The 25,266-nt window shown below is 75.4% G+C and carries 21 protein-coding genes; 7 read left to right on the forward strand and 14 right to left on the reverse strand.

The features are described 5' to 3' along the window. Positions 1–115 precede the first annotated feature (115 nt). The 4 genes from pcaD to LG396_RS24830 all read right to left on the reverse strand — a co-directional run bounded on the left by pcaD (position 116) and on the right by LG396_RS24830 (position 3,400). The gene (gene pcaD / locus LG396_RS24815) at positions 116–1,030 is read right to left on the reverse strand and encodes a 3-oxoadipate enol-lactonase (RefSeq protein WP_225796451.1); all 915 of its coding nucleotides are present in this window, start codon (positions 1,028–1,030) and stop codon (positions 116–118) included. Then, the gene (gene pcaG / locus LG396_RS24820) at positions 999–1,571 is read right to left on the reverse strand and encodes a protocatechuate 3,4-dioxygenase subunit alpha (RefSeq protein ID WP_225796452.1); all 573 of its coding nucleotides are present in this window, start codon (positions 1,569–1,571) and stop codon (positions 999–1,001) included. The genes pcaD and pcaG overlap by 32 nt, the downstream gene beginning before the upstream one ends. Then, complete coding sequence (gene pcaH, locus LG396_RS24825; protein ID WP_225796453.1) at positions 1,571–2,356, reverse strand: protocatechuate 3,4-dioxygenase subunit beta; 786 nt, start codon at positions 2,354–2,356, stop codon at positions 1,571–1,573. The genes pcaG and pcaH overlap by 1 nt, the downstream gene beginning before the upstream one ends. A gap of 135 nt (positions 2,357–2,491) precedes the next feature. Then, a complete protein-coding gene (locus LG396_RS24830) occupies positions 2,492–3,400 on the reverse strand; it encodes a LysR family transcriptional regulator (protein ID WP_037754534.1) in 909 nt (302 codons plus the stop codon). A 57-nt stretch (positions 3,401–3,457) separates the two neighbouring features. Here LG396_RS24830 and LG396_RS24835 point away from each other — a divergent pair, with 57 nt between their 5' ends. The 3 genes from LG396_RS24835 to LG396_RS24845 all read left to right on the forward strand — a co-directional run bounded on the left by LG396_RS24835 (position 3,458) and on the right by LG396_RS24845 (position 7,235). After that, complete coding sequence (locus LG396_RS24835; RefSeq protein ID WP_225796454.1) at positions 3,458–4,363, forward strand: EamA family transporter; 906 nt, start codon at positions 3,458–3,460, stop codon at positions 4,361–4,363. Between the two features lie 132 nt (positions 4,364–4,495). Beyond that, positions 4,496–5,611 (forward strand): isoaspartyl peptidase/L-asparaginase family protein, encoded by a 1,116-nt coding sequence (locus LG396_RS24840; RefSeq protein WP_225796455.1) that lies wholly within the window; start codon positions 4,496–4,498, stop codon positions 5,609–5,611. A gap of 127 nt (positions 5,612–5,738) precedes the next feature. Further along, entirely contained in the window at positions 5,739–7,235 is a 1,497-nt protein-coding gene (locus tag LG396_RS24845; RefSeq protein WP_225796456.1) for an arylsulfotransferase family protein, read from the forward strand. Between the two features lie 101 nt (positions 7,236–7,336). Here the strand turns inward: LG396_RS24845 and LG396_RS24850 are convergent, their stop codons facing one another. From LG396_RS24850 to LG396_RS24890, 9 genes are all read right to left on the reverse strand, one after another. Further along, entirely contained in the window at positions 7,337–7,918 is a 582-nt protein-coding gene (locus LG396_RS24850) for a hypothetical protein (RefSeq protein WP_037754546.1), read from the reverse strand. A 235-nt stretch (positions 7,919–8,153) separates the two neighbouring features. Then, complete coding sequence (locus LG396_RS24855) at positions 8,154–8,930, reverse strand: FHA domain-containing protein (RefSeq protein ID WP_225796457.1); 777 nt, start codon at positions 8,928–8,930, stop codon at positions 8,154–8,156. Positions 8,931–9,108: 178 nt separating this feature from the next. After that, complete coding sequence (locus tag LG396_RS24860) at positions 9,109–11,019, reverse strand: protein kinase domain-containing protein (protein ID WP_225796458.1); 1,911 nt, start codon at positions 11,017–11,019, stop codon at positions 9,109–9,111. Between the two features lie 118 nt (positions 11,020–11,137). Continuing rightward, the gene (locus LG396_RS24865; RefSeq protein WP_037754554.1) at positions 11,138–11,908 is read right to left on the reverse strand and encodes an FHA domain-containing protein; all 771 of its coding nucleotides are present in this window, start codon (positions 11,906–11,908) and stop codon (positions 11,138–11,140) included. A 103-nt stretch (positions 11,909–12,011) separates the two neighbouring features. Beyond that, positions 12,012–12,908, reverse strand: a complete 897-nt coding sequence (locus LG396_RS24870) for a Gfo/Idh/MocA family protein (protein WP_037754556.1) — start codon at positions 12,906–12,908, stop codon at positions 12,012–12,014. Further along, entirely contained in the window at positions 12,905–14,104 is a 1,200-nt protein-coding gene (locus tag LG396_RS24875; protein WP_225796459.1) for an ROK family transcriptional regulator, read from the reverse strand. The genes LG396_RS24870 and LG396_RS24875 overlap by 4 nt, the downstream gene beginning before the upstream one ends. 14 nt (positions 14,105–14,118) lie before the next feature. After that, entirely contained in the window at positions 14,119–14,985 is an 867-nt protein-coding gene (locus tag LG396_RS24880) for a carbohydrate ABC transporter permease (protein ID WP_018838309.1), read from the reverse strand. Beyond that, positions 14,985–16,001: a carbohydrate ABC transporter permease gene (locus LG396_RS24885; protein WP_225796460.1), complete on the reverse strand. Its 1,017-nt coding sequence runs from the start codon at positions 15,999–16,001 to the stop codon at positions 14,985–14,987. The genes LG396_RS24880 and LG396_RS24885 overlap by 1 nt, the downstream gene beginning before the upstream one ends. 64 nt (positions 16,002–16,065) lie before the next feature. Beyond that, complete coding sequence (locus LG396_RS24890) at positions 16,066–17,469, reverse strand: ABC transporter substrate-binding protein (protein WP_225796461.1); 1,404 nt, start codon at positions 17,467–17,469, stop codon at positions 16,066–16,068. Between the two features lie 155 nt (positions 17,470–17,624). Between LG396_RS24890 and LG396_RS39805 the strand changes: the two genes are divergently transcribed. The 4 genes from LG396_RS39805 (at position 17,625) to LG396_RS24910 (ending at position 23,044) form a co-directional block, all read left to right on the forward strand. Beyond that, complete coding sequence (locus tag LG396_RS39805; protein ID WP_018838312.1) at positions 17,625–18,671, forward strand: zinc-dependent alcohol dehydrogenase; 1,047 nt, start codon at positions 17,625–17,627, stop codon at positions 18,669–18,671. 76 nt (positions 18,672–18,747) lie between these two features. Continuing rightward, positions 18,748–19,548, forward strand: coding sequence for a sugar phosphate isomerase/epimerase family protein (locus tag LG396_RS24900; RefSeq protein WP_026276461.1), 801 nt, complete (start codon positions 18,748–18,750; stop codon positions 19,546–19,548). Continuing rightward, positions 19,545–21,044 carry an MGH1-like glycoside hydrolase domain-containing protein gene (locus tag LG396_RS24905; protein WP_225796462.1) on the forward strand — a complete coding sequence of 500 codons (1,500 nt, stop codon included), beginning with the start codon at positions 19,545–19,547 and terminating at the stop codon, positions 21,042–21,044. Before LG396_RS24900 ends, LG396_RS24905 begins: the two co-directional genes overlap by 4 nt. After that, on the forward strand, positions 21,041–23,044 hold the full coding sequence (locus LG396_RS24910; RefSeq protein WP_225796463.1) for an amylo-alpha-1,6-glucosidase: 2,004 nt from the start codon (positions 21,041–21,043) through the stop codon (positions 23,042–23,044). The genes LG396_RS24905 and LG396_RS24910 overlap by 4 nt, the downstream gene beginning before the upstream one ends. 46 nt (positions 23,045–23,090) lie before the next feature. Here LG396_RS24910 and nhaA read toward each other — a convergent pair whose 3' ends face one another. Continuing rightward, the gene (gene nhaA / locus LG396_RS24915; protein WP_225796464.1) at positions 23,091–25,079 is read right to left on the reverse strand and encodes a Na+/H+ antiporter NhaA; all 1,989 of its coding nucleotides are present in this window, start codon (positions 25,077–25,079) and stop codon (positions 23,091–23,093) included. Positions 25,080–25,266 lie beyond the last annotated feature (187 nt).

Consider the following 25,266-nt stretch of genomic DNA (forward strand, 5'->3'; position numbering starts at 1 on the left):
AAAAGCTTTCGGCCCGGACGGGCCGGCTGTCACGATCTCTGCCGTGCCGGGCTTGCGACATGTCGCCTGTACGACAGCGGGCGCCCGGCAGCGGGAGGGCGGCCGGGTGCCGGTTTCAGCCCGGGCTGTACCAGTTGGCGGGGCCGTGTCCGGCGGGCTCGAAGTGGGCGAGCAGCGCGGCCAGTACGGACGCGGGCCGCTCGACGGGCGCGAGGTGGCCGGTGCGGGGCAGCTCGACGAGGGCGGCGTCGGCGATGCCGTCGGCCAGCGCACGGGCGTGCGCGGGCGGGGTCGCCACGTCGTTCCGGCCGGCGACGACGAGCGTGGGGGCGGCGATGCGGGCGAGGTCCCGGCGCAGGTCGAGGGCGGCGAGGACGTCGCAGCAGGCGGCGTACGCGGCCGGGTCGGCGGCGCGCAGGCCGGCGGTCAGAGCCCGTACGGCCGGATCGCCGCCCTCCGCGAACTCCGGGGTGAACCAGCGCTCCGCGGCGGTGTCGGCGACCGGCCCGGTGCCCTCCGCCCGTACCAGGGCGGCCCGTTCGCGCCACCGGGCCGGCGGGCCGAAGCGGGCGGACGTGCAGACCAGGGCGAGGGAGTCGACGCGGCCGGGGTGGCGGGCGGCGAGCCAGGTGCCGACGGCGCCGCCCAGCGAGATGCCGGCGTAGCGGAACCGGGCGACGCCGAGGGCGTCGACGACGTCGAGGACGAGGCGGCCGAGTTGCGCGACGGTGCCGCCGGGGGCGAGCAGCCCGGCCCGCGAACGGCCGTGTCCCGGCAGGTCCCAGCGCACCACGCGGAACACCTGCGCGAGAGCCGGCGCCTGGGCGTCCCAGACGGCGGTGGTCGTGCCGAGGGACGGCCCGAGGACCAGGACGGGCCGGCCCTCGGGCCCTTCGACGCGGTGGTGCAGCCCGGGCCTCGCGGCGGCGCGGGCCCCGGCCGCGGGCATCCGGCTGCCGGTGCCGCCGCCGCGTACCCCGGTCACCCGCCGGCCGTCCTCAACGGGGCCCGGGAAGCGCGCGGATGTCAAGGAAGACCGTCTCCTTCCCGCCCTGGAGGTGCACGTCGAAGCGGTACGTCCGGTCCCCCTCGGCGTGCGCGAGCAGCGTCGCGCGCAGCTCCCGCGGCAGCCGGGCCACCGGGTCCCCGGCGGGCGGCGCGCCGAGGTAGGCGCGGGTGTACAGGTGGCGGGTCAGGCCGCGGGCGAAGACGCAGACGGCGAGGTACGGCCGCGCGGCCGGCGGCGGCAGCGTGCGCACCGACCAGTGGCCGTCCGCGTCGGTGGCCACGCGCGCGAAGCCGGTGAAGTCCGCACCGCCCGGGCCGGTCAGGCCGCCGGCGGCGGGGTCGCGGCGCAGCGATCCGGGCCGGCCGGCGGGCGAGCCACCGGGGTCCGCCTGCCAGCACTCCAGCAGCGCGTCCGGCACGGGCTCGCCGGCGCCGTCGTACACGCGGCCGTGGACGGTGACGGTGTCCGGGTGCCCGGCCGGGGCGACTTCGCCGCCGCCGGGAAACGGCAGCGCGTGGCCGTAGAAGGGGCCCACGGTCTGGGACGGGGTGGGCGGCTCCATCAGCGGGCGGCCTCCCCCGGCTCGGCCCAGGTGGCGGCGGGGCCGTCGAGGACGACGTCCCAGCGGTAGCCGAGGGACCACTCGGGCACGGACAGCGCCGGGTCGTACGCCGCCACCAGCCGCGCCCGTGCGGCGGGGTCGGTGACGGACTGCAGGATGGGGTCGTGGGGGAAGAGCGGGTCGCCCGGGAAGTACATCTGGGTCACCAGGCGCTGGGTGAAGGCGCTGCCGAAGAAGGAGAAGTGGAGGTGGGCGGGGCGCCAGGCGTTCTCGTGGTTGCGCCAGGGGTACGCGCCGGGGCGCACGGTGGTGAAGCGGTAGGCGCCGTCGTCGTCGGTGAGGCAGCGGCCGGCGCCGGTGAAGTTCGGGTCGAGCGGCGCCGGGTGGCGGTCGCACGGGTGCGCGTACCGGCCGGCGGCGTTGGCCTGCCACAGCTCCACGAGCTGCCCGCGTACGGGCCTGCCCCGCCGGTCGCGTACCCGCCCGGTGACGGTGATCCGCTCGCCCAGCGGCTCGCCGGGGTGCTGCCGGGTCAGGTCGCCGTCCAGCTCGGTGACGTCGGTGCGGCCGAAGACGGGGCCGTGCAGCTCGGCGGCGTCGGGGTCGGCGAGCGGCAGCGGCGGGCGGTGCGGGTGGCGCAGGACGGTGCTGCGGTACGGGGCGAAGTCGCGGGGCGGGTGGTGCGGCGCGGGGGCGCCGGCGGCCACGGCGGCGGCGGTGGCGCGGTGGGCTTCGGCGATCTCGGCCGAGACCTGACGCTGCGTCAGGGGTGATCCGGCGGCCACGGCTGCTGCAACCTCCCGGAGGCGGGGCGGGGGCCGGCGCCGGCGCGGTCCCCGGGGTCCGATCCGCGCGTGCGCCTGGCGCACGAGTGTTCACTTCGGGCTACCCGCCGAGTCTCCGCGCTCGCCCCGCGGGTGTCAACGCCCGTGCGCCGGCCGGGTGCTGCCTGCGGACCGGCCGGCGCGCCGCCCCTCGTGCTCGCGGTAGAGGTCCTGGAGCAGCGCGACCGCGGCGTGCGTGGCCGGGTGCGGGTCGTGGCGGCGCCAGACGAACTGCACCGCGACCGGCGGCGCGTCGCGTACGGGCCGGTAGACGATGCCGTCGCGCCGGTACTGCGCCACGGTGCTCTCCGGGGTGATGCCGACGCAGCGGCCCGCGGCGATGTCCGCGAGCCAGTCGTCGACGTCGCGGGTGTACTCCACCGCGGGCCGCTCCGCCTCCGGCCACAGACCGGCGGTGGTGGTGCCGGTGCGGCGGTCGACGAGGACGGTGCGCTCGCGGACATCGGCGAGCAGCAGGCTCCGGCGGCGGGCGAAGGGGTCGTCGGCGGCCATGGCGCAGTAGCGGCGCTCGTGGCCGACGACGGCGTGGGCGTAGCGCCGCTCGTCGACGCCGGTGCGGACGATGGCCAGGTCGCACAGGCCCTCGGCGAGGCCGCCGGTGGCCGAGTTGGTACGGATCAGGTGCAGCTCCACGTCCGGGTGCCGGGCGGCCCAGCGGCGCTGGAACTCCGCGGTGTGCCGCCCGGCCGCCGACCAGGCGTGCCCGATGCGCAGCCGGGTGTGGCCGGTGGTGGCCTCGCCGACGAGGTCGTCCGCCTCGGCGAGCAGGTGCCGGGCGCGGGCGAGCACCTGGACGCCCGCGGTGGTCGGGCTGACGCTCCGGCTGGTCCGGTGGAGCAGCCGGACGCCGAGGATCCGCTCCAGCGCCAGCAGGGTGCGGGAGACCGCCGCCTGTGAGACGCCCAGGTCGATGGCGGCGTCGGTGAAGCTGCCGGTGTCCACGATGGCGACCAGGCAGCGCAGGTGGCGTAGCTCCAGATCCATGACTTCAGCGTATAGAACGCGCGGCACATGCATTTTGCGCATACGAACCGGGGGCGCATGCTCCGTGCCATGACCGCACAGCCGCAGCCCGCCACCGCCGTCCGGCCGCACGCCGGCCGCCCCGGTCAGGCGCGTCCCGCCGGCCGCGCGGCCGGAGTCGCGATGATGCTCGGCAGCGGGCTGTCGAACCAGACCGGCGCCGCCGTCGCCGCGCTGGCGTTCCCCGTCGTCGGCCCGGCCGGGGTGGTCGCCGTGCGGCAGTGGGTGGCCGGTGCCGTACTGCTGGCGGTGGGCCGGCCCCGGATGCGCACGTTCACACGCGCGCAGTGGTGGCCCGTGCTGGGGCTGGCCGCGGTCTTCGCGGTCATGAACCTCTCGCTGTACACGGCGATCGGCCGGATCGGCCTCGGCCTCGCGGTGACGCTGGAGTTCCTCGGCCCGCTGGCCGTGGCGCTCGCCGCCACCCGCCGCCGCGCCGACCTGGCGTGCGCGCTGGCCGCCGGCGCGGCCGTCGCCGTCCTGAGCCGTCCGCGCCCCGCCGCCGACTACGCGGGCATCGCGCTCGCCCTGCTCGCCGCCGTCTGCTGGGCCTGCTACATCCTGCTCGGCCGCACCGTCGGCCGCCGGCTGCCCGGCGTCCAGGGCCCGGCGGCGGCAGCGGCCGTCTCGGCGCTGGCGTACGTCCCGGTCGGCGCCGTCGTCCTGGCCCACCGCCCGCCGAGCGCCGCGGCCCTCGGCTACGCCGTCACCGCGGGCGTGCTCTCCTCGGCCGTGCCGTTCCTCTCCGACCTGCTCGCGCTGCGCCGCGTGCCGGCCCGGCTGTTCGGCATGTTCATGAGCATCAACCCGGTGCTGGCGGCGCTCGTCGGCACGGTGGTGCTGGACCAGCGCCTCGGCCCGTACGAATGGACGGCGATCGCCGTGATCGTCACCGCGAACGCCGCCGTCGTCACCCGCCGCTGACGGGTGTGCCCCGGCCGATCGGTCGTGTACGACGCCTTGGCAGCCGGCCCGTACGGCGCCATGATCACCCCCGGCGGCCGGGCAGCGCGCCCGGTCACCAGGAGTGACGTGCACCAGCGAGAGGAGCGGCACATGTTTCGCAGGACATCGACGCTCGCGCGCGGCGCGCTGCTTGCCGCGGCGGTCGTGATCACCCCCATCACCGCACTCGGCGCGGCGGCCGCGCCGCAGGAGGGTACGGCCGCCGACCGGGCGCCGGCCGCGGCCGGCGGCAGCCGTACCGTCCAGGACCCGAAGGAGTCCGGCGACCCCAACACCTCCGAGCGGGTGCGCGACGTCGTCTTCGCCATCCACGGCGGCGCCGGCACCCTCAGGCGCGAGGACATGACCCCCGAGCTGGAGCGGGAGTACCGGGCCAAGCTCACCGAGGCGGTACGGACCGGGCAGCGGGCGCTGGCGGACGGGGAGTCCGGCGTCGCGGCCGTCGAGGCGGCGATCAACGTGCTGGAGGACTCCCCGCTGTTCAACGCCGGCAAGGGCGCGGTGTTCACCACCGACGCGGAGAACGAGCTGGACGCGGCCATCATGGACGGCGCGACCCTGGACACCGGCGCGGTCACCGGGGTGACCCACATCAGGAACCCGATCTCGCTGGCGCGGGAGATGATGGAGAACTCCCGGCACGTGCTGATGAGCGGCGAGGGCGCGGAGCGCTTCGCACAGCACCGCGGGATGGACCTGGTGACCCAGGACTACTTCTTCACCGAGCGCCGCTGGGAGTCCCTGATGGCCGCCAAGGGCGGCGAGTCGGACTTCGACTTCGGCGAGACCGGCACGGTCGGCGCCGTCGGCATCGACGGCAACGGCGACCTGGCCGCCGGCACGTCGACGGGCGGCCTGACGAACAAGCCCGTCGGCCGCATCGGCGACTCGCCGATCGTCGGCGCGGGCACGTACGCGAAGAACGGGAACATCGCGGCGTCCGCGACCGGCACCGGCGAGCTGTTCATCCGCGAGGCCGTCACGCACACCATCTCCGCGCAGGTCGAGTACCTGGGGCGGTCGGTCTCCAAGGCGGCCGGGGCGGCGATCGACCGGACCGAGGTGCTCGGCGGCGACGACACCGGCGGGGTGATCGCCCTGGACTCCCGAAAGAACCTTGCGTTCACCTTCAACACCTCGGGCATGTACCGCGGTTACGCCACCGCGGACGGCGAGATCGTGGTCAAGATCTTCGCCGACGAGTGACGGCCCGGGGCGGCGGGGGTCTTGTCTCCCGCCGCCCGCTGCACCAGCCTGGTGCCCGCCGTGCCGGCCGCGCCCGGTCCCCGCGACGGCCCGGACGGCGCCACCCCCCACCGGCCAGGAGGCTTCCGTGCGCCAGGGCACACATCCGACTCCGCAGTCCCCCTCCCGACCGCGGCTGTTACGGGCCGGGGTGCTCGGCGCCGCGACGGTGCTGTGCGTCCCCGTCGCCCTCGCGGGCGGCGCGGCCCCCGCACCCGCCGCCGCGGCGCCGCCGCCCCGCCCGGCCGCTCCGGACGGCGCCGTCCCGCCGCTCACCGGCACCGCGCCGCGGCCGGACGCCGCCGCCCCGCCCGCGCTCACCACGACCACCACCGGCCGCGAGGACGACGGCGTGCTCCTCACCACCCCGGCCCCGGTCGGCGGCGACCTCGCGGGCGCGGCGATCTACGACAACGCCGGCGAGCCGGTGTGGTGGAAGCCCGGCCCGTACATGAACCTGGAGCCCCTCACGTTCCGCGGTGAGCCCGCGCTGAGCGTGTTCGACAACACCGACGCCGGCGGCGAGTACCTCCTGCTGAACTCCTCCTACCAGGAGATCGCCTCGTACCGGATGGACGGCTTCTTCACCGACAGCCACGAGTTCGAGGTCAGCCCCGACGGCTCCCGCGTGCTGCTGCTCGGCTTCTCCTTCGTCACCCGCGACCTCACCGAGTACGGCGGCAAACCGGACGCGCAGGTCATCGACGCCGTCGTCCAGGAGCAGGACGCGGCCACCGGCGAGGTGCTGTTCGAGTGGAGCGCGCTGGACCACATCCCGCTGACGGAGACCCAGGAGCCCCTCACCGGGGAGCTGGTGGACCCCGTGCACGCCAACTCCCTGGCGTACGACACGGACGGCGACCTGCTCATGAGCGCCCGGCACACCAGCACCGTCTACAAGATCGACCGGGAGTCGGGCGCGGTGCGCTGGCGCCTCGGCGGCGCCGCGAGCGACTTCGCCTTCGCCTCCCCCGCCCAGCGCCCCAGCTACCAGCACGACGCCCGGCGGCTGCCGGACGGGCGGCTGATGCTCTTCGACAACGGCAACAGGAACGACCCGCAGCGCTCCCGCGGCGCCGTGTACGAGCTGGACGAGGAGGCGATGACCGCCCGGCTCGCCGACGACCTGCAGACCCCGGAGCCGGTGTTCACGCTCTTCGCGGGCTCCGCCCGGCAGACGGCCGGCGGCAACGTCCTGCTCGGCTACGGCAGTTCGGGGACGATGGCGGAGTTCGCGGACGGGGAGCCGGTGTTCACGGGGACGTTCGCGCAGGGCTCGTACAGCTACCGGGCGATACGCACGGACTGGACGGGCACGCCCGCCACGCGGCCGGCCGTGGAGTGGCGCGAGCCGGGCACGCTCGCGATGAGCTGGAACGGCGCCACGGAGGTCGACGCCTGGCGGATCGAGGCGGGCACGTCGCGCCGGGCGCTGACGACGGCGGACACGGTCGCGCGGAGCGGCTTCGTCACGACGGCGGAGGTGGCAGTGCCCGGAGGTGCGGAGGTGGTCCGCGTCAGCGCGGTGGACGCGGACGGGAAGGTGCTGGCGAGCCGGACGGTGGCCGCGGACGGCGCGGGCTGACGGCGCGGGCTGACCGGACCGGGGGCCGGCACCTGCGGAGGCCGGACGGCGGTTCGCGGGGGCGGCGTTTCCCGGGCAGGCGGTCCGTACGGGCCCGGCCGTCAGCGGCTCGTACAGCACGGGGTCGGGGCCGGGGCCTCGAACGGGATCAGCGTCTCCGCCGCCGCCGGGATCACCGCGAGCACCAGCCGCCCGTCGAGCCACTGCGGGCGCACGTGCCCGCGGGTGACCATCCGCGCCTCCCCCGGCGGGCCGTGCGGCGCGCCGAGCAGCACGACCTGCTCGATCGCCGAGGAGTCCAGCAGCTCGCCGACCGTCATGGTCCCGGTCAGCGCGTCCGCCCCCGGGTACAGCACCGCGCGGCCGACGCTGCGCGCGGCGTGCTCGGCGGCGGCGCGGGCCGCCGCCTCGGCGTGCTCGGCGGGGCCGTGGCGGGTGCCGCCGGGCAGCCCCGCGACGGCGTGCCCGCGCGCGGTGAGCCACCGCCAGGCGGCGGCCGCGTCTCCGGCGCCGCCGAGGGCGAGGGACACGGCGATACGGGGCCTCTCCCCCGCGACGAGGTGGGTGCAGCCGTACGCGGTGCGCGGCAGCCGCAGTTCGCCGGCGAGCGCGTGCAGCAGGTGGTCCGCGTCGCGCAGTTCGGTCAGTCCGGGGTCGGCGCCGAGGACGTAGGCGCCGCTCATGCGCGGTGGCGGGTCGCGGTGCGGGCGGCGGGCTCCGCGCCCGGCCGGCGGTGGTCGCGGTGTCGGTGTCCGTGGCCCATGACGCCCTCCCAGTCGTGCCGGGTGCCGCGTACCGACGCGGCGGCTGCTGCCGAGGGTCGGGCCGCAAGGTGAACGCCGCGCGACCCGGCGGTGATCCGCGAAGGGCCGTACGGCGGCGGCTTCGAGGGTGGGCCCCGACGGACCTCAGCCGCCCTCAGCCGCCGACGCCGTCCAGCAGCCCCAGGTCCGGCGGCACCAGCGCCGTTGCCGCCACCAGGTCCGTCAGCAGCCGGTGGTCCGGTGTGCAGCCCTGCGGCTCCGGCGCCTCCCCGTCCCGTACCGCGGGCGGATGCGGCACGTCGCGCGCCAGCCGCCGGCGTATGTCCTCCACCCGGCGCGCCACCTCCGCCGCGCCCCACCGCTCCCCCGGCCGCAGGAACGCCAGCACCTCCGCCGCCTGCCGGTACGGCAGCGGGCGCGGATCCGACTCGTGGCGCAGATACCGCTGCCCCAGCACCACGAGCACCAGCCGCTCGTCCTCCGAGAGGGCCCACGCCGCCGGCGGCGTGCCGGGGAGGCTGCCCGCGGGCACCGGTTCCGTGCGGACCACGTACAGCTCCACCAGGTGCTCGCGGAAGCCGGTCCCCTTGACGAACACCGGTGTGTACCCGCCGGCCAGCGGCACGCGCTCCGAGCCCGGCGGCAGCAGCCGGCCGCGCGGCAGCCGCAGCGCCTGCTGGCCGGTGTTGCGCAGCGTCCAGCCGCCCTCCAGGCAGGTCAGCTCGCCGTGCCGCCGGCTCACGCCCTGGTCGCGCCGGCCGACGTACAACTCGACGTCCCCGCCCGCGCCCTCGTCCCCCGGCCCGCGCCCGAACCGGACGGTCAGGCCGGGCAGCGGGGCCACCTCGATGCCGTCGGCGGCCGAGCGCGCGTGCAGCGTGCCCGGCCGCGCGGGCGTCACGCCACGGGCCAGGCTGTCGCGCGCGCTCATCACCGGTGTCCTCGGATACGGTCCATCGCAGGTCCCCTCGGCTGCGGCCGGCTGCTGCCGACGCCCCACCGTGCTCCCTGCCCCCGGGGACCCCTCCCCGCCGCCGGTCACGGGCCTGGCGGAACCCGCGCGGCCGGTCCCTGCGGGCGGTCCGTGCCGGAGTCGTGGACCGTGTCCCTCAGAGCTTCGGCAGCTCCCCCGCGGCCGTCTCGGCGAGCCGCGTGGCCATCCCGCACAGGTCGTCCGGCGACTCGTCGTCGCCGTCGAGGGTGAGGTAGAGCAGTTCGACGGCCTTCTGACCGTTCTCGTCGGGGTACTCGCGGTACTCGACCCGCACCGTGCAGGTGTCCTCGCCGTCGTACTCCGGGGAGACGACGGTGTCGCGGCCCGCCAGCACGGTCACCTTGCCGTCCTCGCCGCTGAGCGGCTGGTCGCGGTCGTAGCGCAGCTGGACCTCTATGTCGCGCGTGGTGCTGTACCAGTCGCAGTCCCAGTTGCCGAAGCCCACGTCCGGGTCGCCCGCGTCGATGCCGGGCACGATCTCCAGCGCGCGGGCGTCGAGCAGCCGGCAGGCGTCCAGCCACAGCAGGGACACGTCCGCCGCGGGCGGATCGCGGCGCGGGACGGTGCGGTTCTCGGCGCGGGCCCTGCCCAGCGTCTCGCTGGCGGTCCTGGCGGCGACGTCGGCCATGTCGCACAGGGTGCCGACCCCGCCGTAGCCCCGGGCGTCCCCGCCGTCGACGTAGATCCAGATGCTGACGTCGCTGTCCGCCTCGTCCGGCAGGACGAGGGCCCGGGCGCACTCCTGGCCCTCCGGCGGCTCCTCGATGATGCCGATGCCGCCGAAGGTACGCACGGGGGCCGGCGACTCGGGCGAGGGCCCGGAGTCGAACTGGACCTGGACGTCGATGTGTTCGCCGTCCAGGCCCTGCGGATAGACCAGCACGTCGCAGCGGTCGAAGTTGCCGTAGTCGCGGTCCCACTCCGCGGCCCGGCCGAACCGGGCGAACTCGCCGGGGTCGGTCAGCGAGCACGGGTCCATGGTGCGCGGGTCGCCGATGACGGAGCCGGCCCGCGCCTTGCCGCCCCCCTGCACCACGCCCGGCCCGCCGTCGTCTCGGTCGGGGCCGAGCCACCAGAACCAGGCGGCGGCCAGCGCCACCGCCGTCACCAGCGCCGTACCGGCGGCGGTCGCCCGCGGGTACCGGCGCGGCACGCCGGGCAGGGCGAGCCGCCGCGTCCAACGGCGCCGCCCCGCCGCCTCCTGGAGCAGCCGCCGCGCCTCGGCCGCGTCGGGCCGCCGGTCGGGGCGGCGGCGGAGCATCGCTTCGAGCGGCGCCGCGAGCGGACCGGTGTCGCGCTCGCGGCGCAGCACGCCCTGGCTCACCTTCCACTCCCGCAGGCTGGCCGCGTCCTCGCCGTCCGGGTCGGCCGTCCCGCCGGCCCCGCCGCCGTCGGCCCCGTCGGCCCCGTCCACCTCGTCATGGGGTACGCCGGTGACCGCCTTGTAGAGCATCGCCGCGAGGGAGTACACGTCCGAGCGGGGCTCGGGCGAGCCGTTGACGACCTCGGGGGCGGCGTAGTCGGGGGTGTAACTGAGCGGGCGGTCCGGCGAGATGGTCTCGTTGCTGCCGGTGCGCTGGGCGGAGTCGAAGTCCGTGAGCTTGGGCGTGCCGTCGTCGGTGATGACGACGTTGGCGGGTTTGACGTCGCAGTGGACCACGCCGTTGGCGTGCAGCGCCCCCAGCGCCGAGGCGATCTGCGCGCCGATCAGCGCCGCCCGCTCGGGCGCCATCCTCGGCTGCTTCTCCAGGCTGCCGCCGGTGACGTACTCCATCACCAGCCAGCAGCCGGCGTCCGGGCCGGTCTCGATGAACTCCACGCCGTAGAGCGTGACCACATGCGGGTGGGTCGCCCTGGCCTGGGCGCGGGCGACGCCGAGCAGCCGGGGGCGCTCCCCGATGGCGCCGCCGCGTTTGAGTACGACTCGGCGGCCCAGTTGCTCGTCGGCCGCGAACCACACCTCGCCGCGGCCCTCGTCGTCGACCGGATCCTCGAGCCGGTAGCGGTCACCGACCAGCTGACCCACGCGCACCGCGACTCCTCTCGCCCGTCTGCAGGGCGAAACTTATCGGCTGCGCGCGGCGCTGGCACGACGTCTTCACGACTTCCCCGCCTCAGCGGCGCCGAAGCCGCGAAATAGCCGCTCAGCTCGCGAAATACTCGTCCAGGAGTTCGAGATCGGTCGGCACCAGGGTCGTGGACTCCACCAGTCCGCGCAGCAGGTTGTGCTTGAGGACGCTGTCGCTCGGGCCGCTGCCGTCGTCGCCGCGGGTCACCTGGTACGGGAAGCCGCCGCCCTCCAGCCGCTTACGGACGTCCTCGACCCGGTGCTCGATGACGCGCTTGGTGATCCCCGCGCCGGCGGGCAGGAAGGCCAGCAGCTCGGCCGCCTGCCGGTACGACAGCGGGCGCGGATCCGACTCGTACTGCAGGTACTGCTGTCCGAGCACGACGAGCACCAGTCTCTCCTGCTGCGTGAGCGTCCAGCGTTTGGGCGGCAGGGTCTCGGCGCGGTGCCGCGGCACCCGCCCGCCCTCGCCGGCGTCCGTGACGTACAGCTCGACGAGGTGCTCGCGGTGCCCCGAGCCCTTGACGAACAGCGGGGTGTAGCCGGGGGCGAGCGGGATGGGCTCGGTGGTCAGGTGCATCAGCCGGCCGCGGGGCAGCCGGACGAGCTGCTGCCCGGTGTTCCGCAGCCACCAGGAGCTGCCCTCGTACGACAGCTCGCCGTGCCGGCGGCTGACCCGCAGGTCGTCCTCGCCGACGCACAGGTCGACCTCGTCCTTGTCGCGCCCGAAGCGCACGACCCGCGCGGCGGCGGGCGGCACCCGGATCCCGCCGGCGACGCTGCGGGCGTGCAGGGTGCCGGGGGGCGACGGCGCGGCACCGCGCGCCAGGCTCTCTCGCAGGGGCATCGCCGGCCTCCGGGTTGCTCGTGGCGGTACGTGCCCACCAGTGTCCCGCGTACGCCGGGGACCGGTCCCCAACCGGTGCGACCGGCTTGGCGCCGCCGCGGGTTCAGCCGGGCAGCGCCTGGTGCAGCAGTTCCTGGAGGCGCAGGCCGCGGCGGGCGTCGAGCCCGCCGGAGCGCCCGGCGCGGACGGCGGCGGCGAACTCGCGGCGCAGTACGGGCCAGCACTCCTCGTGGTCGAGCCCGGCGGTGTCGTAGACGATCTCGTCGCCGGGGCCGAAGAGTTCTATGCGGGTGCGGGCGGCGGGCAGCCGGACGCTGCCGGACAGCGACGCCTGGCTGACGGCGCCGTTCTCGTGCTCGCAGGTCAGCTCGATCCAGCGGCGCGGGTCGCCGGCGGAGCGGACGGCGGCGACGGGGCCGACGGCGGCGTCGAGGAGGTCGAGCAGGTGCGGGCCGAGGTCGAGCAGGGCGCCGTGCTCCAGCCGCCAGGCCGTGGCGGACTCGCCGCCGAGGAAGGCGCCGTGCAGGTAGCAGGAGCGGGCGCCGGTGACGTCCGCGGCGGCGGCCCGGCGCAGGAAGTCCCGGGTGGCGGGGTGGTACCGCTTGGTGAGCACGAGCTGCGAGACGACGCCGTGCTCGGCGACCGCGGCGGCGACGGCGCGGGCGGCGCCGAGGTCGGGGCCGAGCGGCTTTTCCAGCAGCAGCGCCCTGCCCGCGGCGGCGGCGCGTACGGCCAGTTCCGCCTGGACGGCCGGGGGTACGGCGAAGGCGACGGCCTCGCAGCCGTCGAGCAGTTCGGCGAACGAGCCGGCGACCGCGGCGCCGTACGGCGCAGCCGTCTCGGCGGCGGCCTCGGGGCGGCGGGCCCAGACGGCGGTCAGCTCGGTCTCGGGCCCGGCGGCGAGCATCCGGGCGTGCATGGCGCGGGCCCAGGGGCCCGCGCCGGCGAGCCCGACCCGTATCGGGGCCGGCGCGGCGGCGGCCTGCCCGCGGCCCGTCATCGCGTCCCGCCCGCGCCGCGGGCCGACAGCCGCTCGTCCGCGCGGCCGGGCGCGTACAGGTGCTCCACCACCAGCGCCGCCGCGCCCGCGAGCCCCGCGCCGTCGCCGAGGCGGGGCGTGACGACCTGGAGGTGCGCGGTGGTGCGCGGCATCGCGCGCTGGTACAGCAACTCCCGTACCCCGGTGAGGAAGGGCGTGCCGGCGAGGTCACCGACGATCATGAGGACGCCCGGGTTCAGCAGCGTGACGACGGTGGCCAGCACCTCGCCCACCCGCATCCCGGCCGCGCGCGCGAGCCGCACCGCGTCCGGCTGCCCGGCGGCCAGCAGGTCGCGCACGTCGGAGCCGGAGGTCGCGGGCACGCCCAGCTCGGTGAGCCGGCCGGCCAGCGCCCGCCCGCTGGCGACGGCGGCGAGGCAGCCGTACGAGCCGCAGGCGCAGAGGGCGTCCATCCCGTCGTGCAGCCGCACGTGCCCGATGTCGCCCGCGCCGCCGTCGATGCCGCGGTAGATGCTGCCGTCGACGACGACGCCGGCGCCGATGCCGGTGGAGACCTTGACGAGCACGAAGGCGGCGCAGTCGGCGTACCCGGCGCGCTGCTCCGCGTACGCCAGGAGGTTGGCGTCGTTGTCCACGAGCACCGGCACGTCCTCGGGGCCCTCGGCGTGCTTGGCGAAGGAGCGGCGCATGTGGTCCTGGATGGGGTAGCCGTCCCAGCCGGGCATGATCGGCGGCTGCACGACGAGCCCGGTGGCGAAGTCGACGGGCCCCGGCACCGAGATGCCGATGCCGCACACCTCGTCCGCACCGCGCCCGGCCTCGGCGAGCAGCGGGCCGAACCAGCGGCCCAGCTCGTCGAGGACCACCTCGGGGCCGTCGCCGACGCGCAGTTCGCCGGTGCGCTCCGCGAGCGGCCGGCCGGCGAGGTCGAGGACCGCGGCGCGGCCGTGCCGGGTCTGCAGGTCGGCGGCGAGCACGACGGCGTGCCCGGTGTCGAACTCCAGTTGCACGGAGGGCCGGCCGCCGGTGGAGACGCCGGCGGCGCCGCGCAGCCAGCCGGCGGCCTGGAGCGCTTCGAGCCGGCCCGCGACGGTGGAGCGGGACAGCCCGGTGGCGCCCTGCAGCGCGGCCCGGGTGGTGGCCTCGCCGGTGCGGATGAGCTGGAGCAGCTGCCCCGCGCTGGCCTGGTTGCGCATACGTACCTCTCCGCTCAGCTCTTGTCGGCGCCGCTGGTCAGGCCCTCGGTGAGGAGCCGTTCCGCGGCGAAGAACAGCAGTACCACGGGGATGGTCAGGATCACCGAACCGGCCATGAGCACGGTCTTGGAGACCTCGATGCCGTTGGAGAGCTGCGCCAGGCCCAGCGAGACGGTCCAGCTCTCCGGGTCGGCGGCGAGGAAGAGCAGCGCGAAGAGGAACTCGTTCCAGGCGATCATGAAGACGTAGAGCCCGGTGGCCATCAGCGACGGCGCGGCCAGCGGCAGGACCACCCTGCGCAGCGTCTGCAGCCTGCTGCAGCCGTCGAGCGCCGCCGCCTCCTCGATGGAGGCCGGGATGGTGACGAGGTAGTTCTTCAGCATGTAGATGGAGACTGGCACGGTCTGCGCCACGTACACGATCGCCAGGCCCACGAGGCTGCCGGACAGGCCCATCCGCGCGAACATCACGAACAGCGGGACGGCGAGGAGCGTGGCGGGGAAGAGGTAGACGGCCAGGAACATGGCGCTGACCTGGCGGCTGCCGAAGAACCTCAGCCTGCTGACGGCGTACGAACCGGGCACGGCGGCGGCCAGTGTGAGGGCCACGGTGCCCAGCGAGACGAGCGCCGAGTTGAGCATCAGCTTCAGGAAGCCCTGGCCGCCGTCCTCGGTGGGCTTGAGCACGTCCCGGTACGTCGCGGTCGTCAGCTCCTTCGCCGACACCCACATCGACCCGGGGTCGGCCAGCAGGGAGTCGATGGGCTTCAGCGACAGCACGGCCATGTAGTAGAAGGGGACCAGCGTGATCAGCGCCAGGAACGCGATCACCACCCAGCGGAGCGTGCCGAAGAGGCGGTCCTCGAACTGCGCGCGCGTCATCACGCCTCCTCCTGGACCCGCTTGGCGAAGAACTTGAAGTAGACGCCCAGCAGCACCGTCAGCACGAGCGCCAGGACGAGCGCCTGGGCCGCGGCGGCGCCCACGTCGAAGCGCGAGGTGAGGAAGTCGTAGACGCGCACGGCGGCCACGTCGGTGCCGGCGCCGCCGCCCGTGAGCAGGTAGACGTCGTCGAACTTGTTGAACGTCATGATGAAGCGCAGCACGCACAGCAGCGCGATCACGGGCATGAGCTGCGGGAGCAGCACGTGCCTGAAGCGCTGCGAGACCGTCGCGCCGTCCACGGTCGCGGCCTCCTCCAGGGTGTCCGGCACGGCCTGCAGCCGGGCGAGGAGGAAGAGGAAGGCGAAGGGGAAGTAGCGCCATATCTCGAAGGCGATGACGGTGAGCAGGGCCAGGGGTATGTCGAAGTGCCAGCCGAGCAGGCCCACCTCGTACTGCCGGGTGGACAGGAACGCGATCGGGTCGTCCCAGCCGAAGGCCTCCCGGCCCCACTCGTTGACCACGCCGTACTGCGGGCTCAGCGCCACCTCCCAGACGAACGCGACGGCCACGACGGGCGCGACGTACGGCAGGAGCATCGAGCCGCGCAGCAGGCCGCGGCCGCGGAACGGGCGGCGCAGCGCGAGGGCGGCGACGAGGCCGAGCAGCACGGATCCCGCGGTGGCGCCGACGGTGTAGACGAGGGTGGTACCGAGGCTGGACCAGAAGCCGGCCGAGGCGAAGACGTCGGAGAAGTTCTCCAGCGACCAGTTGCCGAAGAGCCCCATGCCCTGGATGTCGACGAGCTTGGCGTCCTGGAAGGCCAGCAGGACCGTCCAGAGGATCGGAACGATCACGACGACCAGCACCACCAGGAAGGTGGGGCTGACGAAGGCCAGGCCGGCGCGGTTCTCGCGGCGGCTCGCGGTCATGGGGCGGCGGGCGCGGGGCCGGCCGCCGGGTGGCGGGGGCGTGCCCGCGGAGTCCGCCGCGGGGCGGCTGTCGATCGTGGTCATGTGCGGTTTCCTCGGTGAGGGTTCCTCGGGGGCAGAGGGGCTGGTGCGGAAGGGGGGATCCCGGCTAGTCGAGGGAGGTCTTCAGCGCGTCGACTTCCTCGTACGCCTCACGCGCGGCGTCCTCGGGACTCGTCTGTCCCGAGGTCATGGCGCCGACGGCCTTGGCGACGGGCAGTTCGCCGTTGGTGGCGCCGACGAGCGCGCCCTCGCCCTGGTCGATGCCCCACCGCTTCATGTCGCCGACGCCGGCGACGAGCTGGTCGAGCAGTTCGGGGGAGAAGACCTCCTCCATGGACTTCCTGGTGTCGACGCCCATGTCGCTGGCGCGCCAGGCGTCGACGTAGCGCTCGGGCCTCTCGGGGGTGCCGGTGCGGACCGGGATCTTGCCCTCGGGGGCCATCCCGAACCAGTCCTCGTAGCCGGCGCTCATCATGTACTCGATGAACTCGGTCGACGCCTCGGTCTCGGCGGTCCTGGTGGCCAGCCACGAGGTGATCTCGCCGAACTGGGCGGGCTCGGTGCCGCCGGGGCCGGTCAGCGCGGTGACGATGCCGCTGTTCTCCGCCAGGAACCCGGGGTCGTCCTTGCACTCGGCGCAGCTCGGCAGGGCGTCGTTCCGCAGCCCGGCCAGCTCGTCCAGCAAGAACGAGGACCAGATGATCATGCTCGACCGGCCGGCGAAGTAGGTTGCCCGGGTGGTGTCGACGGTCTGCAGCCCGGGCGGGCCGTACTGGCGGGCGAGGGAGTCGTACGCCTCGAAGGCGGTGCGGCACGCCGCGGAGTCCAGGCGGATGTCGCCGGCGTCGTCGACGAGGTCGCAGCCGCCCGCCAGGGCGAGGTCCTCGAAGCTCTGCTGGGTGAAGACGTCGGCGGGGTCGGTGGCGACGGAGATGCCGTCGCGGCCCTCGGTGTCCAGTGCCTCGGCGGCCTTCAGCAGGCTCGCGTAGTCGTCGGGGACGTCCAGGCCGGCCTCGCGGAACAGGTCCTGGCGGTACGCGACGATCTGCACCCAGGCGTCGGAGGGCACCCCGAGCCGGGTGCCGCCGTCGGCGGTCAGACGCAGCCCGTTGGCGTCGAAGGTGTCCTTGCCGAGCCGGTCGACGACCTCGGCGGGGATGCGGGTGTCCAGCAACTCGTTGCTGTACATCTGCCAGGCCTGGCCGAGCGGCACGGCCCCGATCACGTCCGGCAGGTCGCCGGCGGCGGCGGCCGACATGATGAGCTGCGGGAGCTGGTTCTCGTCCACCCCGACGAGTTCGACCTCGACGCCGCTCTCCTCCTCGAAGCGGTCGATGACCTTCCTGGTGTGGGCGATGCGGTCGGTCAGGCTCTCCTCCGACCACACGGTGATCTTCCGGTCGGGCTTGCCCGGACCGGAGGCGTCGGTGGCACAGCCGGCGAGCACCCCCATGGCGAGGGTGCCCGCGAGTAGGGCCGAGATCCTCGACCGCCGGGTCCACGTGCGCATGTTCTGATCCTTTGACTGTTCCTTGGATCGACTTAAGCGTTGGCGGACTGCATCACACCACTACTTTTTCATGTTGACAAGACATAAGTCTGAGATATCTTCGACGCAAGTCGTTAACAGCCGTGCCCCCGATCAGCCCAACCGGAGCACCCACCGTGGAACGCGTCGTCCAGTTCACCGCCCCCCGCCAGGTCGAGGTCGCCGAGCACGAGAGCGCCCCGCTGCCGCCCGGCCACCTGCGGGTCCGTACCCGGTACTCCGGCATCTCCGCCGGCACCGAACTCACCGCCTACCGGGGTACGAACCCGTATCTGACCCGCTCCTGGGACCCGGAGGCCCGGCTGTTCCGCGAGGACGCGGCGGGCCTTTCGTATCCGGTCGCCGGCTGGGGCTACTCCGAGGTCGGCGAGGTCACCGAGGTCTCCCCCGAGCTGGCCGGCACCCCCGGGCTGCCCGCGGTCGGCGACCAGGTCTGGGGCATCTGGGGCCACCGCAGCGAGGGCGTCGTCCCCGCCGAGCGGCTGACCGGGCACACGCTGCCCGCCGGGCTCGACCCGCTCGCCGGATCGTTCGCCCGGGTCGGAGCCATTGCATACAACGCGGTCCTCGCCGCCGGCATCCACGTCGGCGAGGACGTCGCCGTCTTCGGGCAGGGCGTCATCGGGCTGCTCGCCACCCGGCTCGCGGCGCTCAGCGGCGCCACCGTGACCGCCGTCGACGCCCTCGACGCCCGGCTGGAACGGGCCCGGGAGCACGGCGCGGCCCGTACGCTGAACGCCCGCGCCGGCGGCGTCGCCGAGGAGATCCGGGCGGCGGCCGACGGCCGGGGCGCCGACGTCGCCATCGAGATCAGCGGCGCGTACGCGGCGCTGCACGAGGCGGTGCGCTCCGTCGTCGTCGACGGGCGGGTGGTGGCCGCCGGCTTCTACCAGGGCGACGCGGTCGGGCTGCGGCTCGGCGACGAGTTCCACCACAACCGGGTCAGGCTCGTCTGCTCCCAGATCGGCGGCGTCCCGCCGGAGCTGGCCGGGCGGTGGGACCAGCAGCGGCTGCAGCAGACGTTCCTGCGGCTGGTGGCTGAGGGCCGCGTCGAGGTGCTGCCGCTCGTCAGCCACGTGGTGCCGGCGGATGCGGCGGCGGACGCGTACGCCCTGCTCGACGAGCGGCCCGAGGCCGCGCTCCAGGTCGTCCTGGAGTTCTGAGAACACCGTGCCCGACCAGGAAACCCGCGCCGCGCATCCGCGCACGCCCCCGCGCAGAAAGGCCGACCGCCCCGCCATGTTCTCCCTCGCGGCCCAGGAACAGCTGCTGCCCGGCGACACCCTCCAGCAGAAGTGGGAGTTCGCGCAGGCCGCCGGCTACGACGGCATCGAGCTGCGCGCCCAGGGCGACCTGCGCTTCGCCGCCCGGCTGCCCGAGCTGAAGCGGGCGCTGGCCGACGGCGTCGTCATGCCCACGGTCTGCGTCGAGATGCTGCACTTCTTCGGCGCCTTCGACCCCGGGCAGCGCCGCGACGCGGTGGCGCAGCTGAAGTCCCAGCTCTCCGTGATCGCCGAGATCGGCGGCGTCGGCGCGCAGACCCCCGCGTCGTACGGGATGTTCTCCCGCCGGCTGCCCCCCTTCACCCCGCCGCGCGACGAGGCCGGCGACCGCGCCGTACTGCTCGACGGGCTGGCCGAACTCGGCGAGCACGCGCGCCGGGAGGGCGTCACGCTCTTCCTGGAGCCGCTGAACCGGTACGAGGACCACATGGTCAACCGGCTGGAGCAGGCCACCGAACTGATCCGCGCCACCGGCCTGGACAGCGTGCGGATCGGCATCGACAGCTACCACATGAACATCGAGGAGGCCGACCCCGCCGCCGCGATCCTCGACAACGCGCCCTGGATCGGCCACGCGCAGGTCTCCGACTCCAACCGCTTCCAGCCCGGCGCCGGCCACCTCGACTGGCCCGCCTGGCTCGGCGCGCTGCGGGCCGCCGGCTACACCGGCTGGCTCGCGGCCGAGTGCCGGCTGACCGGCGACCCGGCGGCGGCCGTCGCCGCCGTGCCGGGCTTCCTGCGCAGGGCCGGCGCATGACGGCGGTGCCCGCGAAGGGGCGGGGCGCCACCGCGCTGTCGGCGGCGCCCGCCGGCGGGACGGGCGGCGCGGGGCCGGGGCCCGCAGGCGCGGCGGACCCGTGGCGGGCCGCGGCGGCGGTGCTGCTCGGCAACTGGACGGGGGCCTCCACCGTGCCGTCGCGCACGCTGTACCCGCACCAGTGGAGCTGGGACTCGGCGTTCGTCGCCGTCGGGCTGCGGCACCTGTCGCCGCGGCGGGCGCAGCGGGAGCTGGAGATGCTGCTCGGCGCGCAGTGGGGCGACGGCCGCATCCCGCACATCGTCTTCAACCCGGCCGTGCCGCACGCCGCGTACTTCCCCGGCCCGGACTTCTGGCGCTCGGCGGGCTCCCCCGCCGCGCGCACGGGCGGATACGGCGGGGCCGGCCGGGACCGCGGTACGGCGGCGGGGGCGCGGGCCGGCGCCCCGGCGCACACCCAGACCTCCGGCATCGTGCAGCCCCCGGTGCACGCGCTCGCCGCGCTGCTGGTGCACCGGGCGGACCCGGCGGCGTCCGCGCGCCGCGGCTTCCTCGCGCGCGTCCGCCCGCGGCTGCTGGCCTGGCACCGCTACCTCGCCGAGGACCGCGACCTCGGCGGCGCGGGCCTGGCCGCGATCGTCCACCCCTGGGAGTCCGGGATGGACAACAGCCCCTGCTGGGACGGCCCGCTGGCGCGGATCGAGCCCGCCCCGGCGGCGTCGTTCCGCCGGGCGGACCTCGACCACGGCGACCCCGCGGACCGGCCGACGGACCTCGACTACGGGCGCTACGTGCGCCTCGCCGCCGACTACCGCGACGCCGGCTACGCCGACGCGGGCGTGGCGCACGGCTTCGCCGTGGAGGACCCGTGCGTGAACGCGCTGCTCATCGCCTCGGAGGAGGCGATGGCGGAGATCGCGGCGGAGCTCGGTGCCGACCCGGGTGTGCACCGGGAGCGGGCCGCGCGGCTGACGGAGGCGCTGGTGGCCCGGCTGTGGGACGCCGGGGCCGGCATCTTCCGCAGCCGCGACCTGCGGACGGACCGGGCCATCGAGGAGTACGGCGTCGCCGGGCTGACCCCGCTGCTCGCCTCCGGCCTGCCGCCGGCGGTGGTGCGGGGGCTGCGCGACACCCTGGCGGGCGAGCACTTCCGCCTCGGGGAGCTGCCGCTGGTCGCGTCGTACGACCTGAAGGGGCGGGCGTTCGACCGCACCCGGTACTGGCGCGGCCCGGCGTGGTTCAACACCGCCTGGCTGCTGGAGCGGGGCCTTCGCGGGCACGGGGCGGCCGGGACGGCGGACGCGCTGCGGCGGGCGGTGCTCGACGGGGCGGCGGCGTCGGGGTTCGCGGAGTACGTGGACCCGCTGACGGGGGCGGCCCGGGGGGCACGGGGCTTCAGCTGGACGGCGGCGCTGGCGCTGGACCTGGCGGCGGCGGACGGCGGGGCGTGGCCGGGGCCGGGAGCAGTGCCCGGATCGGGGGCGGTGGCGAGATGAGCGGCGGACGCGTCCTGCTCGCGCGCGACGGCACGTTCGCCGCGCTCACCCCGGGCGGCGGCGTCACGGGCCGCCGCGGCACGTCCCCCGACGGGCTGTTCCGCCACGACACCCGGCACCTGAGCCGCTGGCGGCTCACGGTCGACGGCGCGGAACCCGTGATCCTCACCCCGGCCCGCGACGGCGTGCTCCCGGCCGCCTGCGTCCTCACCCCGCCGGGCATCCGCGACTCCCCCGCCCCGTACGCGGTCTTCCGCGAACAGGCCGTCGCCTCGGGCGTGCTGGTGGAGCGCCTGCGGCTGGTCAGCAACCGCCCGGAGGAGGTGACGGCCCGTCTGGAACTGCTGGCGGACGCGGACTTCGCGGACCTGTTCGAGCTGCGGTCGGACGGCCGCACGTACCCGCGCCCGCCGGAGGCGGCGTGGGAGTCCCGGGAGCTTCCGGACGGCGTGGAGTTCAGTTACCGCCGCGGCGAGGGGTGGCTGTCCCGTACGGCGGTCAGGTGCCACCCGGCCCCGGAGGAGGTGACGCCGGGTACGGAGCACGCGGAGTACGGCGCGGGTACGGCCCGGCGGCTGGCGTGGACGCTGACCCTGCCCCCGCACGGGGCCGCGGAGCTGGCACTGCGCGTCGAGGCGCGCCCGCAGGGCGCGCCGGACGTCGGGGTCGCCGCGACCCCCGCACAGGCCGCCGCCGAACTCCGCGCCGGGATCGCGGCGTTCACGCACCCGCCGGCCGAGCCCGCACCGCCCGCAGACACACCGGCCCTCTCCCCCGGTGAGCGTGCCGCGCTCGCACGGGCGTGCGCGCACGGGCTCGCCGACCTCGCGCTGCTGCGCGTGCCCGCCGCGGGGCCCCGCGCGGAAGCGCTCACCGTGCCGGGGGCCGGGATCCCGTGGTTTCTCACCCTCTTCGGGCGCGACTCCGTGCTCACCTCCCTCTTCGCGCTGCCCTACCGCCCCGCCCTCGCCCGCGACACCCTCCTCGCGCTCGCCGCCACCCAGGGCACCCGGCACGACGCGTTCTCCGCCGAGCAGCCCGGCCGGATCGCGCACGAGATACGCCACGGCGAGCTGGCCTCCTTCCGGCAGGTGCCGTACGGGCGTTACTACGGGTCGGTCGACGTCACCCCCCTCTTCCTCGTCCTGCTCCAGGCGTACGCCGAGGCCACCGCCGACACCGCGCTCGCCGCACGGCTGGAGCCGCAGGCGCGGGCCGCCGTGGGGTGGATGCTCGGCGACGGCGGGCTGGCGGAGCACGGCTGGCTCGTCTACACCCCCGACCCCGGCGGGCTCGTCAACCAGAACTGGAAGGACTCCGCGGGCGCCGTCTGCTTCGCGGACGGCACCCAGGCCGAGGGCCCCGTCGCCGTCGCCGAGGCGCAGGGCTACGCGTACGACGCCCTCGTCCGCACCGCGCGGCTCGCCCGCGGCGTCTGGGGCGACGCCCCGTACGCCGACCGCCTCGACGCCCTCGCCGCCGGGCTGCGCGACCGCTTCCACCGCGACTTCTGGCTGTCCGCGGAGGACTTCCCGGCGCTGGCGCTCGACGGCCGGGGCCGGCAGGTCGACGCGCTCGCCTCGGACGCCGGGCACCTGCTGTGGTCCGGGATCCTGGACCGCGGGCGGGGCGCCCGCACCGGACGGCGGCTGCTCGACGACGACTTCTTCTCGGGCTGGGCGGTCCGTACGCTGGCGGCCGGTCAACGGCCGTACCACCCGCTGTCGTACCATCGCGGGAGCTGCTGGCCGCATGACAACGCCGTCATCGCCCTCGGTCTGGCCCGCTACGGTCTCGGCGCCGAGGTCCGCACGCTGACCCGGGGGCTCCTGGCCACCGCGGAGGCGCACGGCTGGCGGCTGCCGGAGGTGCTGGCCGGTTACGCACGCAGCGACCACCCGGCACCCGTACCGTATCCACACGCCTGCTCCCCGCAGGCGTGGGCGGCAGCCACGCCGCTGGCGCTGCTCACCGCAGTCTCCGGGGGCGGCGGAACCTGACGCCCGCCGCCCCCGGTCCCCCACCTCCGCGCCCGGCGCGCGGAGGTCACGCCCCGCCGCCGGCCCTGCCGGCCTCGGTGTCCTCGCCGTTCGCGTCGTCCTCGCCGTTCGCGTCGTCCTCGGCGTTCGCGTCGTCCTCGTCGTCTCTTTCGTCCTCGTCCAGCGTCGCCCGCGCCCGCGCCCCCCGCACCGCCGCCGACAGGCTCTCGATGTCGTACGCACCCCGGTGGCGGCGCCCGTTGACGAAGAACGTCGGCGTGCCCGCGACCCCGCTGAGGTCCGCGGACTCGGTGTCCTCGTCGACCCGGCCCGCGCCGTGGCGGGAGTTCAGCGCCCGGCTGAACCGGTCGACGTCGAGCCCCAGCTCCGCCGCGTGCTCCACCAGGTCACGCGGCGTCAGCCGGTCCTGGTGGGCGAGCAGCCGGTCGTGCATGGGCCAGAACGCGTCCTGCTCGGCCGCCGCCTCCGCGGCCTCCGCGGCGAGCTGCGCGCGCGGGTGCACGTCGGTGAGCGGCAGGTGGCGCCAGACGTAGCGGATGTCGCCGAAGTCGGCGAGGAGGTCGCGTACGACGGGCTCGGCCCTGCCGCAGTACGGGCATTCGAAGTCGCCGTACTCGACGACCGTGACCGGCGCCTCGTACGGGCCGCGGATGTGGTCGCGATCGGGGTCCACGGGGACGGTGAGGTCGACGATGACGGGCGCGGTGCCCAGCAGCGCGCGGATGCGCCGCTGCTTCGGCAGCCGGCTCGTCACCAGGGCGACGAGCGCGGTGACGAGGACGGAGCCGAGCACCGCGGCGAGGATGCCGATCTTCGCCTCTTCCAGCTGCGTGCCGTCGAACGCCATCGTGGCGATCAGGACGGCGATGGTGAAGCCGATGCCGGTGATGGCGCCGCCGCCCGCGACGGACGCCCAGCCGACGGGCGGGCGCAGTCTGCCCTTGCTCCACCAGGTCGTCAGCGCGGTCGCGCCGACGACGCCGAGCGGCTTGCCGACGACGAAGGCGAGGAAGACGCCCACCGTCAGCGGCGAGGTGACCGCGCTCGACAGGACGTTGCCGTCGAGCTCGATACCGGTGTTGGCCAGCGCGAACAGCGGCACGACCAGATAGCTGCTCCACGGGTGGTAGATCCGCAGCAGCCGCTCGTTCGGGGAGATCGCCGAGGCGATGCCCTGTCGCGCCTGCCGCTCCAGCTCGGGGGTCGGCTGCTCGCGGAACGAGCGGAACAGCCCGGTGGCCCGCTCCAGGTCGCTGCGCGGCGCCGGGTAGGCGAAGGTCATGAGCCCGATCAGCAGCCCGACGACGACCGGATCCACCCCGGACTCCTCGAAGGCCAGCCACATCGCGACACCGAGCAGCGCGTAGAGCGGGCCGCGGCGGCTGCCCGAGGACCGCAGCGCCACGATCGCCGCGAAGAGGACGGCGCCGACCAGCAGCGGGAGCCAGGTCACGCGGTCGCTGTAGACGAAGGCGATGACGGCGAGGACGACGAAGTCGTCGACGACGGCGATGGTCAGGACGAAGGTGTACAGGCGGCGCGGGAACCTCTTGCCCAGCAGCGCCAGCATGCCGAGCGCGAACGCGGTGTCCGTGGACATCGCCACGCCCCAGCCGGAGGCCGCGGAGTCGCCCGCGTTGAAGGCCAGGAAGATGAGCACCGGCACGACCATGCCGGCGAGCCCGGCCATGAACGGCAGCGTCACGCGGTTCAGCTCCCGCAGCTCCCCCATGTCGAACTCACGCCGCACCTCCAGGCCGATGACCAGGAAGAAGACGGTCATCAGCCCGCTGTTGACCCACTCGCGCAGATCGAGGGAGAGGCCGTGGTCGCCCACCTCGACGGAGAGGTGGGTGTGCCAGAAGTCGGTGTACGTGCCGGGGGCGACGTTGGCCCAGACGAGGGCGGCGACGGCGGCGGCGACGAGGAACGCCGCGCTGCCGCTCTCGGTGCGGATGAACGTCCAGCGGGCCGAGGTGGTCGGCCGGTTGCACATCGTCCGGTCGGCGGGCGGCGCGGCGTCCGGCTGCGGCATGCTCGCTCTCCCTCGTCTCGCGAACCGTGGTCGGCGGGAGGAGGGGGGCCGCCATGGCCGATAGTACGCGCCGCGCACGTGCTGCCCCACGCGCGCGGCACCCCGGCACGGCGGCGGTCGCTACTGGTCAGCGGTTCGGGTGTCCTGGGTCCAGCCCATGGTGCGCTGGACTGCTTTGAGCCAGTTG

The organism is Streptomyces aculeolatus (assembly GCF_020400605.1).
Taxonomy (GTDB): Bacteria; Actinomycetota; Actinomycetes; order Streptomycetales; family Streptomycetaceae; genus Streptomyces; species Streptomyces aculeolatus.